The sequence below is a fragment of the Streptomyces sp. NPDC033180 genome (assembly GCF_055577645.1).
Genome location: NZ_JBVIPU010000001.1, coordinates 582358 through 595366, shown reverse-complemented (window position 1 = coordinate 595366; position 13009 = coordinate 582358). Strand labels below are relative to the sequence as shown.

Annotated in this window: 12 protein-coding genes; 7 read left to right on the top strand and 5 right to left on the bottom strand. The window is 72.1% G+C overall.

All coding sequences use genetic code 11. From position 1 onward, the window contains the following. The first annotated feature begins 121 nt into the window (after positions 1 to 121). Both ACZ5WE_RS02750 and ACZ5WE_RS02745 read left to right on the top strand, forming a co-directional pair. Positions 122 to 1588, top strand: coding sequence for an HtaA domain-containing protein (locus tag ACZ5WE_RS02750; protein ID WP_467690648.1), 1467 nt, complete (start codon positions 122 to 124; stop codon positions 1586 to 1588). 42 nt (positions 1589 to 1630) lie between these two features. After that, the gene (locus ACZ5WE_RS02745; RefSeq protein ID WP_467690647.1) at positions 1631 to 2290 is read left to right on the top strand and encodes a PhzF family phenazine biosynthesis protein; all 660 of its coding nucleotides are present in this window, start codon (positions 1631 to 1633) and stop codon (positions 2288 to 2290) included. 193 nt (positions 2291 to 2483) lie between these two features. Here the strand turns inward: ACZ5WE_RS02745 and ACZ5WE_RS02740 are convergent, their stop codons facing one another. Together ACZ5WE_RS02740 and map are read right to left on the bottom strand one after the other, a co-directional pair. Then, positions 2484 to 3140: a biliverdin-producing heme oxygenase gene (locus ACZ5WE_RS02740; protein ID WP_467690646.1), complete on the bottom strand. Its 657-nt coding sequence runs from the start codon at positions 3138 to 3140 to the stop codon at positions 2484 to 2486. A 138-nt stretch (positions 3141 to 3278) separates the two neighbouring features. Further along, positions 3279 to 4136, bottom strand: coding sequence for a type I methionyl aminopeptidase (map, locus tag ACZ5WE_RS02735; RefSeq protein ID WP_467690644.1), 858 nt, complete (start codon positions 4134 to 4136; stop codon positions 3279 to 3281). Between the two features lie 58 nt (positions 4137 to 4194). Between map and ACZ5WE_RS02730 the strand changes: the two genes are divergently transcribed. Beyond that, positions 4195 to 4428, top strand: coding sequence for a hypothetical protein (locus ACZ5WE_RS02730; protein WP_467690642.1), 234 nt, complete (start codon positions 4195 to 4197; stop codon positions 4426 to 4428). Positions 4429 to 4449: 21 nt separating this feature from the next. Here ACZ5WE_RS02730 and ACZ5WE_RS02725 read toward each other — a convergent pair whose 3' ends face one another. Together ACZ5WE_RS02725 and ACZ5WE_RS02720 are read right to left on the bottom strand one after the other, a co-directional pair. Beyond that, on the bottom strand, positions 4450 to 5709 hold the full coding sequence (locus ACZ5WE_RS02725) for an MFS transporter (RefSeq protein WP_467690922.1): 1260 nt from the start codon (positions 5707 to 5709) through the stop codon (positions 4450 to 4452). A gap of 137 nt (positions 5710 to 5846) precedes the next feature. After that, complete coding sequence (locus ACZ5WE_RS02720) at positions 5847 to 6461, bottom strand: hypothetical protein (protein WP_467690641.1); 615 nt, start codon at positions 6459 to 6461, stop codon at positions 5847 to 5849. A 79-nt stretch (positions 6462 to 6540) separates the two neighbouring features. Between ACZ5WE_RS02720 and ACZ5WE_RS02715 the strand changes: the two genes are divergently transcribed. The 3 genes from ACZ5WE_RS02715 to ACZ5WE_RS02705 are packed head-to-tail and all read left to right on the top strand — an operon-like array spanning position 6541 to position 8661. After that, positions 6541 to 7617: a sialidase family protein gene (locus ACZ5WE_RS02715; RefSeq protein WP_467690639.1), complete on the top strand. Its 1077-nt coding sequence runs from the start codon at positions 6541 to 6543 to the stop codon at positions 7615 to 7617. Between the two features lie 54 nt (positions 7618 to 7671). Then, a complete protein-coding gene (npdG, locus tag ACZ5WE_RS02710; RefSeq protein WP_467690637.1) occupies positions 7672 to 8376 on the top strand; it encodes an NADPH-dependent F420 reductase in 705 nt (234 codons plus the stop codon). 12 nt (positions 8377 to 8388) lie between these two features. After that, positions 8389 to 8661, top strand: coding sequence for a hypothetical protein (locus ACZ5WE_RS02705; RefSeq protein WP_467690635.1), 273 nt, complete (start codon positions 8389 to 8391; stop codon positions 8659 to 8661). Here the strand turns inward: ACZ5WE_RS02705 and ACZ5WE_RS02700 are convergent. Beyond that, the gene (locus tag ACZ5WE_RS02700) at positions 8651 to 9454 is read right to left on the bottom strand and encodes a site-2 protease family protein (RefSeq protein ID WP_467690633.1); all 804 of its coding nucleotides are present in this window, start codon (positions 9452 to 9454) and stop codon (positions 8651 to 8653) included. The genes ACZ5WE_RS02705 and ACZ5WE_RS02700 overlap by 11 nt on opposite strands. A 218-nt stretch (positions 9455 to 9672) precedes the next feature. On the opposite strand from ACZ5WE_RS02700, the gene ACZ5WE_RS02695 reads away from it, so the two are divergent. Further along, complete coding sequence (locus ACZ5WE_RS02695; protein WP_467690631.1) at positions 9673 to 12987, top strand: AfsR/SARP family transcriptional regulator; 3315 nt, start codon at positions 9673 to 9675, stop codon at positions 12985 to 12987. Positions 12988 to 13009: the final 22 nt, after the last annotated feature.

Sequence of the window (13009 nt, the reverse complement as noted above, 5' to 3'; positions counted from 1 at the left end):
TCGCCGCACGCCCTGCCCTGCCTAGTCCCGCACCCGCACGCCCCCCCGGCACCTGCACCTGCACGCGCCCCTGCACCCGCACCCCACCTCACTTCGCCTCACTCCAAGGAGACCACTGACCATGGCAGCCATTCGCCGCCCGATAGCCCTCGCAGCAGCCGCCGCCACCGCTGTGGCGCTCGGCGCCACCGTCCTGGCGGCCGCCCCCGTGTCCGCGGCCGAAGTGCCGCTGAAGGACTACCGGCTGACGTGGGGCGTCAAGGAGAGCTACCGCAGCTACGTGACCGGCATGGCGGCGGGGAGGATCACCGTTGCCGGTGGCGCCGAACAGGCAGCCGGGAACGGCCCGTTGAGCTTCGTCGACGGGGCGGGGACCTACGATTCCGAGCAGCACACCGTCGACCTGGCCTTCAAGGGCAGCGTGAACTTCACCTCCGAGCTGCACGGCTTCGACGTCAAGCTCTCGGACGTCCGCTTCGACAGCGCGAAGGCGAAGATCACGGCCGACGTCACCAGAGAAGGCGGTACGCCCAAGGACGACGTGCCGCTCGCCGACGTCACCGTCACGCGCACCATGACCGACATGAAGACCAAGCTGACGAAGGAGGCGGACGAGGCGCTCGGCGGCGGTGGCCGGTACACGGGCGCGGACGGCGACCCGCTGACCGTCGCACAGAAGACGCCTCCGACAGGCACCCCGACCCCGACGCCCACGCCGACGTCCACGGGCAAGCCGACCTCGACGCCGAAGCCGACGGCCACCCCCACACCGTCCGGCTCGACGCCAGCCTCGCCCACCCCCACCCCCACCCCCACTCCCACGTCGTCCACGTCGAAGCCCGCGCCTTCTCAGGAGGCGGGGAAGGTCCACGACGGTTCGCTCGCCTGGGGCGTGAAGGAGAGCTTCCGCCGCTACATCGAGTCCGGCGGCGGCGCCACGCTCTCCGGCGGCGCCGAGAAGAACGACAACGGCTACGACTTCCCGTACGCCAAGGGTGACGTCGACAGCGACGCCAAGAAGCTGGACGCGTCCTTCGGCGGCGCCGTGCGCTTCCAGTACAAGGCGCACGGCATCGACATGAAGTTCAGTGACGTCAAGGTGGCGGCGGACGGCGCCAAGGGCACGCTGACGGTGGACGTCACCACGCCCAAGGGCACCAACAACGACGTGAAGTTCGCGACGCTCGACCTCTCCAGGGCTTCGTACGTGGCGAAGGACGACGTCGTCGTGCTCGACAAGGTGCCCGCGGCGTTCACCGCGGCGGGCGCGAAGCAGTTCGAGAGCGAGGACGCGCCGTCCGGCTACAAGGAGGGTGACGCGATCGACCCCGTGACGGTGGCGCTCTCGGTCGCCGATGGGGCGGAACTGCCGGGCGGCAGCGGCGGCTCGACGGGCGGGTCGGCCGACTCCGGTTCCACCGGAGGGGGTTCGTCCGACCTCGGTGGCGGCACGGTCGGCGGCGGTACGGGGGGCTCGCTGGCGTCCACCGGTGCGTCGGTGCCGACGGGGGCGCTGCTCGGGGCCGCGGGAGCGATTGCCGCCGCGGGCGCCGGCGCGGTCTACGTGGCTCGCCGCCGGGCTTCCTGAAATTTCGGGGAGGCTTGAATCCCGGGATGTTTGAATGCCGGGATGACGCAACTGCCTGACGGTCTCGATGTACTCCGGGTGTTCTGCGGGCCCGATGGTCGGCACGGCAATGAGCTGGGTGTCGTGCGTGACGGGGCCCGCGTTCCTGGGCGCGGTGAACGGCAGGAGGTCGCGGCGAAGCTCGGCTTCAGCGAGACGGTGTTCGTCGATGACCCCGAGCGCGGGGTCATCGACATCTACACCCCCACCCTGCGGCTGCCCTTCGCCGGGCACCCCTGCGTAGGTACGTCCTGGCTCCTCGACGTCCCTGAACTGGTCACACCCGCGGGGGTCGTGGAGGCCCGCCAGGACGGGGAGTTCAGCTGGATCGCGGCGCGGGCGGAGTGGGCGCCGGGTCGAACGCTGCGCGCGTACGCGACCCCGGCCGAGGTCGACGCCCTCGCGGTGCCTCCGCCGGGGGAGTGGATCTACGCGTGGGCGTGGGAGGACGAGGCGGCGGGGAGGGTGCGGGCGCGGGCCTTCCCCGGGCGGGACGACGGCATCCGGGAGGACGAGGCCACGGGGGCGGCGGCGCTGCTCCTGACGGGGCGTCTTGGCCGGGCGCTCAACATCACGCAGGGGCGGGGCTCACAGATCCTTACGGCGCCGGCGCCGGGGGGATTGATCGAGGTGGGGGGACGGGTGCGGCTGGGTGGGGACTGAGGACTATCCCTGCGGGGCCTTCCCCAATCCCACCCCTTCCCGAAACTGGGGCTCCGCCCCAGACCCCGCTCCTCAAGCGCCGGCGGGGCTGAAAGATTCAGCCCCGCCGGCGCTTGAGGAGGCCCCGCGCAGCGGGTTTCGGGAAGGGGTGGGATTGGGGGAAAGCCCCGCAGGGACCGCCCCTGCCCCGCCCTCACGCCGACAGCGGGAACTCATCCCCCAGCTCACGGAAAACCCCCGTGTTCAAAGCGAAAGCGCGCTTGCACTCGTCCACGATCCGCTGCCGCTCGAGCTCGTCCGGGACCACTTCCCCCAACCCGTCCAGCAGCTCCCGATAGCCCCGCTTGAACGCGGCCGGGTTGGCGATGTCCTCGAAGACGTAGAAACGGACGCCGTCGCCCTTCCGGGCGAAGCCCCACGTCTGCTCCGCCTTGCCGCGGATGATCTGGCCGCCGGAGAGATCGCCGAGGTAGCGGGTGTAGTGGTGGGCGACGTAACCGCCGGGCCACTCCCGGGCGCACTCCGCGACCCGCGCCGCGTACGCCGCCGTGGCCGGCAGAGGGGCGGCCGAGGACTTCCAGCCCGCGCCCCGCAGGTGGGTGAGGTCCCGCTCCAGCTCCGCCACGCGCAGCAGCTCGGGCTGTATGAACGGCCCCGCGACCGGATCGTCCTTCAGTGCGGCCGCGCCGTCCTCCAGGGCGCGGTACACGAACCACAGCTGTTCCGTGTAGCGCGCGTACGCGTCCACTCCGAGCCTGCCGCCGAGCAGGTCGCTCATGAAGGTCGAGGTCTCCGCCTCCGTGTGCTGCTCGTGCGACGCGGTGCGGATGACCGTGGAGAACGGATCCATGAGGGACCTCCGAAGCGGGAGAGAGCCGAAGCCGAAGAAAGGCGGGAACCAGTCGACCGCTACCGATCATCCAAGTTAGGGTTACCTAAGTCAACTGGTTCCCGACGTCCTGTCGGTAAAAAGCTACCCGCTCAGAGCTCAGGGAAGCGTAAGGATCTCCGCCCCGCTGTCCGTCACCACGAGCGTGTGCTCGAACTGCGCGGTCCGCTTGCGGTCCTTCGTCACCACGGTCCAGCCGTCCTCCCACATGTCGTACTCATGCGTGCCGAGGGTCAGCATCGGCTCGATGGTGAACGTCATGCCGGGCTGGATCATCGTCGTCGCGTGCGGGCTGTCGTAGTGCGGGACGATCAGGCCGGAGTGGAAGGACGTGTTGATGCCGTGGCCGGTGAAGTCGCGGACGACGCCGTAGCCGAAGCGCTTGGCGTACGACTCGATGACGCGGCCGATGATGTTGATCTGGCGGCCGGGCTTGACCGCCTTGATGGCCCGGGCGAGGGACTCGCGGGTCCGCTCCACGAGGAGCGTGGACTCCTCGTCGACGTCACCGACCAGGTACGTGGCGTTGTTGTCGCCGTGCACCCCGCCGATGTACGCGGTCACGTCGAGGTTGATGATGTCGCCGTCGTTCAGGACGGTGGAGTCCGGGATGCCGTGGCAGATGACCTCGTTGACGGAGGTGCACAGGGACTTCTTGAAGCCGCGGTAGCCGAGCGTGGAGGGGTAGGCGCCGTGGTCGCACATGTACTCGTGGGCGACGCGGTCCAGCTCATCGGTGGTCACCCCGGGCGCGATGTGCTTGGCCGCCTCGGCCATCGCGCGGGCGGCGATGCGACCCGCGGTGCGCATCAGCTCGATGGTCTCGGGGGTCTGCACCTCGGGCCCCGTGTACGGGGTGGGTGCGGGTTTCCCCACGTACTCCGGGCGCCTGATGTTTCCCGGAACGGGGCGGATGGGAGAGAGCTCCCCTGGTACGAGCAGTGACTGGCCAGACATGCAAGCGAGTCTAACCAGCGGTGGTGGGGCAGCATGGCGGGAGAGAGAGGAGCAGACCATGCCACTGTTCAAGAAGAGGACCGTCGGTAAACCGGGTGAGTGGTTCTACTGCCTGGAGCACAAGAAGGTCGAGGAGGGCCCCGACTGTCCGGGCAAGGACCGCTTCGGGCCGTACGCCTCCCGCGAGGAGGCCCAGCGGGCGATGGAGACCGCCGCCGAGCGGAACCTGGAGTGGGAGACCGACCCGAAGTGGCATGACAAGGAGGCCCGGGGCGAGGGGGACAACGCCTGACCCCGCCGCCGGGACGGCCCGTCACCCCGCTGCGGACACCTCCCGGCGCCGGACCGCGTCCTCGTCCGTGCTCGCGTCGTAGGTGAGCAGCTTCGGCAGCACCGCCGTCAGGGCGGCGACCGAGGCCACGCAGGCGAGGCCGCCCGACCAGATGGCGCTGCGGGTGCCCGTCCAGCCTGCGGCCGCCCCCGCGCGGACCTGGCCGAGCTGCGGGCCGACGCTGTAGGAGAGCACTTCGATGCCGGCGAGCCTGCCCCGCAGCTCGTCCGGGATCGTCTGGTTCCAGATGGTGGAGCGGCCGAGCCCGCTGACCATGTCGCCCGCGCCCGCGAGCGCCAGGCACACAAGGACCAGCCAGACGTTGCCGAACCACCCGGCCGCCGTGATCGCGAGACCCCACCCCGCCGCCCCGAACACGACGAGCAGCCCGTGCCGCCGCACCCGTGACGTCCACCCGCTGGTCAGGCTGAGCAGCAGCGAGCCGACCGCCCCGGCCGCGTACATCAGGCCGAGTGACCACTCCGCGTCGAGATCCTCCGCGAGGAACGGGAAGATCGTGTTCGGGAAGGCGAAGAACATCGCCGCCATGTCGATCGCGTACGTGCCGAGCAGCACAGGCCGCGACCACGCGAAGCGTGCGCCCTCCGCGAGGCCCCGCAGGGACGGCTTCTGCGCGTCGTGCGCGGGCGGCGCGGGCGCGAGGCGGACGCACAGGGCCACGGAGGCGGCGAAGGAGACCACCGTCACCGCGTACGCGGGTGCGTGCCCGGCGTAGGCGACGACCAGGCCCGCGAGCGCGGGGGCCGCGATCGCGCCGACGTTCCAGCGCAGCGAGTTGAGCGCGGCGGCCGCGGTGAGCTGGTCGTGCGGCACGATGCGGGCCATCAGGGAGTCGAGCGCCGGGCGTTGCAGCCCCGCGAGCGCGGAGACGCCCGCCGCCACCACGTACAGCGGCCACAGCAGCGGCTCCGGAAGCAGCGCGTTCACCAGGAGCACCGCCGCGAGCAGGCCGAGCCCGGCCTCCGTCAGGAGAATCACCCGGCGCCGGTCGACCGCGTCGGCCAGCGCACCCCCGTACAGCCCGAAGACGATCAGCGGCACCAGCTCGACCGCGCCCATCGCGCCGACGGCGAGCGGCGAGTCGGTCAGGTCCTTGATCTGCAACGGCAGCGCGACCAGGGCCATGAAGCTGCCGAAGGTCGTGACGAGCCCCTGGACCCACAGCAGCCGGAAGTCGCGCGTGGAGCGCCAGGGGGAGAGGTCGGGCAATATCGAGGAGATGGACACGAAAAGCCATGGTCAGTGCTGCCCATGAGCCGAGGCAACCGAATTCCCCGGGGCAATCGGTGGGTGGGCGGGAAGGACCCGCCGCGCAGCGGCGGTTCAGTCCCCCGCACAAGGCGCCCCAGCCAGAAACCTCACCACCGCGCCGGTGGCGGTGACGTGAGCTGGTCGGCCAGGCGGGAAAGGCGGTCGCGCAGGCGGCGTCGGCCCCGCGCCGCGGGGAGCGAGTTCTCGCCTGCCGCCGCGCTCACCAGGTGCTGGACCATGTCCAGGTCGAGGTCGGGCGACTCCGGCACGGGCAGGGCCTCGTGAGCCATGGCCCGCAGATCACCGTGCCCCGAGCCCAGGGACAGCACCGTCGCACCCGCGGCCCGCGCGTCGTGCACCCGCTCAAGGAGATCCGCGCCCGGCGGGGCCGTGGGCGTGTCCGGAGCCACCACAAGGAGCGTCTCCCCGCGCCGCGCCGCCTCGATCCGGCCGAGCCCGGTCGACAGATGCGCGGGATCACCCTCCCGCACCCGATGGCGTACCAGCGTCGGCGTCAGTTCCGGCGTCCCGGACCACGCCGCCTCGTCCACGAGATGCGCCGCCAGATGCCACGGCTCGTACTCCTGCGTGCCCACCAGGAGGAGGCCTCCGCCGTGCGGCACGACGGAGGAACGCAGTGTCCCCGCGAAGCGGCGCGTCGCGCCCACCCACTCGGTTCCCGCGAGCACCTCGCGCAGCAGCGCGACCCGTACGGCGTCCATGGGGTCGCATCCTGCCTCAACGAACGAGTTGTCAGGCGGAGTTCACCGGGAATTCGTCCGGGGTGGGGACTGACCGGAGATGGCTGATGAGACAACTGTTCCCTTCCGCGCCGGACGCGAGGGCTACGCGAGCTTCCGCATCCCCGCCGTCGTACGCACCAACTCCGGCTCCCTGCTGGCCTTCTGCGAGGGGAGGGTCGGCTCGCAGGAGGACTTCGGCAACATCGACGTCGTGCTGAAGCGCTCCACCGACGGCGGTCGCACCTGGGGCCCGCTCCAGGTCGTCGTCCAGAACGGCGCCGACCTCGCGGGCAACCCCGCCCCCGTCGTCCTCACCACCGGCCGGATCCTCCTCGTCCACGTCCGCAACGCCGCCGCCGCGACCGAGGACGCCATCCGCCGCGGCAAGGTGTCCGCCGCGAACGGGCGGCGGATCTGGGTGCGGCACAGCGACGACGACGGGCTGACCTGGTCCACCGCAAGGGAGATCACCTCGCAGGTGAAGAAGGCGAGTTGGCGGTGGTACGCCACCACCCCCGGGCACGCCGTGCAGACCAGCACCGGCCGGGTCGTCGTGCCCGCCAATCACTCCCTGCCGCCCACCGGAACGGACAACGGCACCGAGGGCGAGTACAACGGCGGCCACTGCCTGCTCAGCGACGACCTCGGCCAGACCTGGCGCATCGGTTACGTCGACGACAACACCGACGGCTACGTGAACGTGAACGAGACCACCGCCGCCGAACTCCCCGACGGGCGCCTCTACTTCAACACCCGCAACGACTCCCCGTCCCCCGGCACCCGCGCCGACGCCCACTCCCTCGACGGCGGCCAGAGCCTCGTCAAGCCCTTCCGGCCGCAGGCGGGGCTCGTCGGCCCGGTCGTCGAATGCAGCGTGCTGCAGCTGCGTACGCCCGACGTGCTCCTGTTCTCCGGGCCCGCCGACCCCGGCTTCCGTGCCCTGATGACCGTGCGTCGCAGCCGTGACGGAGGCACCACGTGGCAGGACGCGTACACCGTGGACGGGCTGCCCGCCGCGTACTCCGATCTCGTCCGCGTCGACGACGAGACCGTCGGACTCCTCTACGAGACGGGAGACTTCAGCGCGTACGAGACCATCACGTTCCGGCGGCTACCGGTGGACGCGCTGGCCTGACGGGGGTGCTGACCTGACGGAGGCGGCGGCCGGGCGGTGAGTAAGGTCGGCCGCATGACCTCTAACGACAGTGTGCAGAAGGCTCCGGCCAAGGACCCCTGGGAGCTGCCCGACGTCTCCGGGCTCGTCGTCGGCGTGCTCGGCGGCACCGGCGACCAGGGCCGCGGCCTCGCCTACCGCCTGGCCCGCGCGGGCCAGAAGGTGATCATCGGCTCCCGTGCCGCCGAGCGTGCGCAGGCCGCCGCCGACGAGCTCGGCCTCGGCGTCGAGGGCGCCGAGAACGCGGAGTGCGCGCGGCGCAGCGACATCGTGATCGTCGCCGTGCCGTGGGACGGGCACGGCAAGACGCTCGAGGCGCTGCGCGAGGAGCTGAGCGGCAAGCTCGTCATCGACTGCGTGAACCCGCTCGGCTTCGACAAGAAGGGCGCCTACGCCCTGAAGCCCGAGGAGGGCAGCGCCGCCGAGCAGGCCGCCGCCCTCCTTCCGGACTCCCGGGTCACGGCCGCCTTCCACCACCTGTCGGCGGTCCTGCTCCAGGACGCGGCCGTCGAGGAGATCGACACCGACGTGATGGTCCTCGGCGAGGTCCGCGCCGACACGGACCTCGTCCAGGCGCTCGCCGCGCGGATTCCCGGCATGCGGGGCGTCTTCGCGGGGCGGCTGCGCAATGCCCACCAGGTCGAGTCGCTCGTGGCCAACCTGATCTCCGTGAACCGGCGCTACAAGGCGCACGCGGGACTGCGCGTGACCGACGTCTAGGGCGTGGCGGGCATGGGGGACACTGGTTCCGGACGCCGTTTCGCCGCGCCGTCCCGCACCCCACGGACCGACCCCCGACAGGAGCCGACCCCCATGCCCCGCCTCGCTCTCTACGCCCTCACGGTCTGCGCCCTCGCCGTCGTGGCGGCCGTGGTCTCCTTCGTCCAGGGCTACTGGATCGGCGTCATCTGGGTGCTGCTCGCCGGGCTCTCGTCGAACATGGCGTGGTACTACCTGCGCCGCGCGAAGGCCGAGCGGGACGCCGCGCCCACGGCTACGGGCTGAGCGTGCAGTACTGGCTCGGGTCGCCGTCCCAGAAGCGGTAGAAGTCCTGGCCGCAGTACGTCTCCAGGTCGTGGACGCCGAGGCCGCGCAAAATCGCGTCGATCGCGTCGAAGAAGGCGCCGTTGACCTCGGGGATCCACAGGATGCCGAAGACGGCGATCAGACCGAACGGCGCGAACGGCTCCACCTGGCGGCGGATCTTGTGCGAGAGCCAGGGCTCGACGACGCCGTACCCGTCCAGGCCCGGGATGGGCAGCGAGTTCAGGATCGCGGCCGTCACCTGGAGCAGGGCGAGGAAGGCGAGCGCGAAGCGGAACGTGTCCGGGACGCCGGAGAGCGCGTCGAGCCAGAAGGGCGCGGTGCAGACGACCGCGAAGGCCACGTTCGTGAGCGGCCCCGCGGCCGAGATCAGACTGTGCTTCCACTTGCCCTTGATACGGCCGCGCTCGATGAAGACGGCGCCGCCGGGCAGACCGATGCCGCCCATGATCACGAAGAGCACCGGAAGCACGATGCTCAGGAGCGCGTGCGTGTACTTCAGCGGATTGAGGGTCAGATAGCCCTTCGCGCCGATGGAGATGTCGCCGCTGTGCAGGGCGGTGCGGGCGTGCGCGTACTCGTGCAGACAGAGCGAGACGATCCAGGCCGCCGTCACGAAGAGGAAGACCGCGAGCCCGGCATTGTCCGCGAAGCCCGTCCACGCGGCCCAGCCGGAGACCGCGGTGACGGCGGCGATCCCGAGGAAGACGGGGCTGATCCGCCGGTCGCTGCGTCGGGTGGGAGCGGTGGTCATGGGGCGGGGCTCCTGGAGGTGGCGGACCGGTGTCGTACGGGACCGTACCCCGGCGTACCGCGAAAACGTCTCGCACTGGGTGGGGAGTTCCGGGGAGGGTGGGACCCAGTAAGTCCAGCCTGTCCGGCGTTTGAGGACAAATCCCGCGAAGGCAGTGTCAAGCAGTGCGTAAAGCCCAGCGCAGCGTCCTGCGCCGCTCCTCACCTCCACCAGAGACAATGGACCCCGTGCGCTACCGCATTCTCGGCACCACCCAGGCCTTCCGCGCCGACGGCACCCCCATCGCCGTCGGCGGCACACGGCTGCGCGCTCTTCTGACGATCCTCGCCCTGCGCGCCCCCCGGCCCGTGCCGGCGCCCGTGCTCGTCGACGAGGTGTGGCACGGCGATCCGCCCGCCGACGCGACCGGCGCGCTGCAGGCCCTGGTGGGCCGCCTGCGCCGGGCCGTCGGCGCCGGGGCGATCACCTCCACCGACGGCGGCTACCAGCTGTGTGCCGCGCCGGACGACATCGACCTGTACCGCTTCGACCGCCTCGCGACCGAGGGGACGAACGCCCTCGCCGACGGCGACGCGGCCAAGGCGACAGCGATCCTGGACGACGCGCTGGCCCTCTGGCAGGGCCCCGCGCTCGCCGACCTGCCGGACCGCACGGCGGAGGCGGCCCGGTGGGAGTCCCGCCGCATCGAGGCCCGTCGCGCCGGCCTTGCCGCGGCGCTCGCCCTCGGCCGTGCCGAGCAGGTGCTGCCCGAGCTCGCGGCCCTGTGCGACAGCCACCCCCTCGACGAGCCGCTCCAGGCGCTGCGGCTGCGGGCGCTGCGCGACGCGGGCCGCCCGGCGCAGGCGCTCGACGAGTACGAGGGGGTACGCCGTCTCATCGCGGACCGTATCGGCGCCGACCCGGGGCCCGAACTGCGCGCGCTCCACGAGGAGTTGCTGCACGCCGACGCACCGCACCCGCCGCCGGCCGGGTCCCGCGCGCCGCGGAGACCGCAGGGAAACCTGCGGGCCAGGCTCACCTCCTTCGTCGGCCGCGAGGGCGACATCGAGGCCATCCGGGGCGACCTGGCGCGGGCCCGCCTCGTCACGCTGCTCGGGCCCGGCGGCGCCGGCAAGACGCGGCTCTCGCAGGAGGCCGCAGAGGCCTACGCGGGCGGGGTGCCCGACGGCGTATGGCTGGCCGAGCTCGCACCGGTCGAGGACCCGGACGCGGTGCCGGAGGCGGTCCTCACCGCGCTCGGCGCCCGCGAGACGGTGCTGCGCGGAGCGGGCGCCGAAGAGCTGCGGGCGGTGTCCGAGCGGCACGGCGACGACCCCGTCGTCCGCCTCACCGAGCACTGCGCGCCACGTCGCATGCTCCTGATCCTCGACAACTGCGAGCACGTCATCGACGCCGCGGCCCGCCTCGCGGACCGGCTGCTCGCGCACTGCCCCGGCCTCACGGTCCTCGCCACCAGTCGTGAACCCCTCGGCGTACCGGGGGAGTTGCTGCGCCCCGTGGAGCCGCTGCCGGAGCCGATCGCGCTGCGCCTGCTCGCGGACCGCGGCGCGGCGGCGCGGCCGGACTTCCGCATCGAGGACGACCGGTCGGCGGCAGCGGAGATCTGCCGGCGCCTCGACGGCCTGCCCCTGGCCATCGAGCTGGCCGCGGCCCGGCTGCGCATGCTCACGCCCCGGCAGATCGCCGACCGCCTGGACGACCGCTTCCGCCTCCTGACGAACGGCGCCCGCACGGTCCTGCCCCGCCAGCAGACCCTGCGCGCCGTCGTCGACTGGTCCTGGGACCTTCTGGACACCTGTGAACGCACCGTCCTGCGCCGCCTGGCCGTCTTCGCGGGCGGCTGCGACCTGGCCGCCGCCGAAGCGGTGTGCGGGGCGCCCGCCGAGTCGCCCGACGTCGCCGACGTGCTCGGCTCCCTCGTCGACAAGTCCCTTGTCGTCGCCGCCCCTTCGCCGCAGGGCGTCATGCGCTACCGACTCCTCGAAACCGTCGGTGAGTACGCGGGCGAGCGGCTCGACGAGGCCGGCGACCGCGCCGCCGCCGAACGGGCCCACCTGGTGTACTTCCGTGAGCTGGCCCGGCTGACCGAACCGCGGCTGCGGGGCGGCGGCCAGCGCGAGGCCGTCGAACGGCTCGAAGTCGAGTACGAGAACCTGCGCACCGCCCTGCGGCACGCCGTCGCCGCCGAGCAGGAGCACGAGGCGCTCTGCCTGGTCCTCTCGCTCTCCTGGTTCTGGACGATCCGCGACCTGCGCATCGAGATCCGCAACTGGTCCCGCGACGTCGTCGCCCTCGGCCCCGACCCCTTCGTGCGTCCTGTCACCCCGGTGGAGCCCCTCTACGAACGCTGCACGGACCATCCACCGCCCATGCGCCCGGAGGTGCTCGAAGAGGCGCGGCGCGGTGTCCACCTCATCCAGCTCTCCTGCATGGACATGAACCTGGAGGCCTGGCAGACACCCGAGGCCGCCGAGAAACTCGCGGGCATCAGGGAGGCGTACCGGCCGGGTCTGCCGCAGACCTGCTGGTCCCCGGGGAGCCTGTGGTTCTTCGCGGTGCTGCTCCAGGGGGACATCGACCGTCTGCACGACATCATCGACGCGACCATCGCCACCTGCCGCGAGCGGGGGTACGACTGGGAGCTCGCCGCGTCCTTGCAGCAGCGCGCCAACATCCTCGCCAACCGCGCCGACCGGGCGGGCGACGCCCGCCGCGACGCCGACGAGTCCCTGGAGATCTTCACCCGGCTCGGCGACGTGTGGGGCATGGCCGAGGCGCTCTCCTCGCGCGGCGAGGCCCATGAGCGGCGCGGCCGGTTCACCCTGGCCGCCGACGACTTCGGCGCCGCCATCGAGCACGCGGAGCGGCTCGGCGCCCCCGCGCAGGTGAGCGTGCTCACGGCGCGGCTCGGCGCGGTGCTCGCGGAGGCGGGCGAACTGGCTCGGGGCGAGGAGCTGCTCCGGTCGGTCATGGAGCGCGACGGCATGGCCGCCGCGAACTCCAGCGAGTCCCTGCCCGCCGCCCGCTTCTTCCTCGTCGACCTGCTCGCCCGCACCGGCCGCACCACCGAGGCACGCGAACAACTCCGGCTGCTCCAGCAGGAGTTCAAGGCCGTCGACTTCGTCATCTTCGAGGGCTTCATGCTGGGCGCGGAGGCCTGGATCAGCGCCGTGGAGGGCCGTCACGCCGAGGCTCTGGCCACGTCGCGCGCCGCGCTCGACAAGTCCCTCGACCCGCTGAGCAAGATGATGGCCCCGCAGATGACCTCCGTGCACCTCACCACCGCCGCCCGCGCCCTGGCCGCCCTCGACGGCGGCCGGTACGCCCACGACGCGGCGCGGCTGATCGCGGTCGGCGACCGTGAGCTGCCGCCCGGTCACTTCGCGCCCGCCGCCGAGCGCGAAATCCACACGGCCGCCGTCGAGTTGGCGCGCGGGGCACTGGGTGACACGGCGTACGAGGCCGCGTACGCGGAAGGCGGCAGCCTCTCCGTGGGGGAAGCCGCCGCCCTGTGCGACATGTACATCGGCTAGCGGATCCGCGCTCAGCTCTCCG

Excerpts from the sequence above, each read along its gene's own strand:
- ACZ5WE_RS02700 (WP_467690633.1), bottom strand. The coding sequence starts at position 9,454 with ATGACCACCGCTCCCACCCGACGCAGCGACCGGCGGATCAGCCCCGTC.
- map (WP_467690644.1), bottom strand. The coding sequence starts at position 4,136 with ATGTCTGGCCAGTCACTGCTCGTACCAGGGGAGCTCTCTCCCATCCGC.
- ACZ5WE_RS02750 (WP_467690648.1), top strand. The coding sequence starts at position 122 with ATGGCAGCCATTCGCCGCCCGATAGCCCTCGCAGCAGCCGCCGCCACC.
- ACZ5WE_RS02730 (WP_467690642.1), top strand. The coding sequence starts at position 4,195 with ATGCCACTGTTCAAGAAGAGGACCGTCGGTAAACCGGGTGAGTGGTTC.
- ACZ5WE_RS02740 (WP_467690646.1), bottom strand. The coding sequence starts at position 3,140 with ATGGATCCGTTCTCCACGGTCATCCGCACCGCGTCGCACGAGCAGCAC.
- ACZ5WE_RS02720 (WP_467690641.1), bottom strand. The coding sequence starts at position 6,461 with ATGGACGCCGTACGGGTCGCGCTGCTGCGCGAGGTGCTCGCGGGAACC.
- npdG (WP_467690637.1), top strand. The coding sequence starts at position 7,672 with ATGACCTCTAACGACAGTGTGCAGAAGGCTCCGGCCAAGGACCCCTGG.
- ACZ5WE_RS02705 (WP_467690635.1), top strand. The coding sequence starts at position 8,389 with ATGGGGGACACTGGTTCCGGACGCCGTTTCGCCGCGCCGTCCCGCACC.
- ACZ5WE_RS02715 (WP_467690639.1), top strand. The coding sequence starts at position 6,541 with ATGGCTGATGAGACAACTGTTCCCTTCCGCGCCGGACGCGAGGGCTAC.
- ACZ5WE_RS02745 (WP_467690647.1), top strand. The coding sequence starts at position 1,631 with ATGACGCAACTGCCTGACGGTCTCGATGTACTCCGGGTGTTCTGCGGG.
- ACZ5WE_RS02695 (WP_467690631.1), top strand. The coding sequence starts at position 9,673 with ATGGACCCCGTGCGCTACCGCATTCTCGGCACCACCCAGGCCTTCCGC.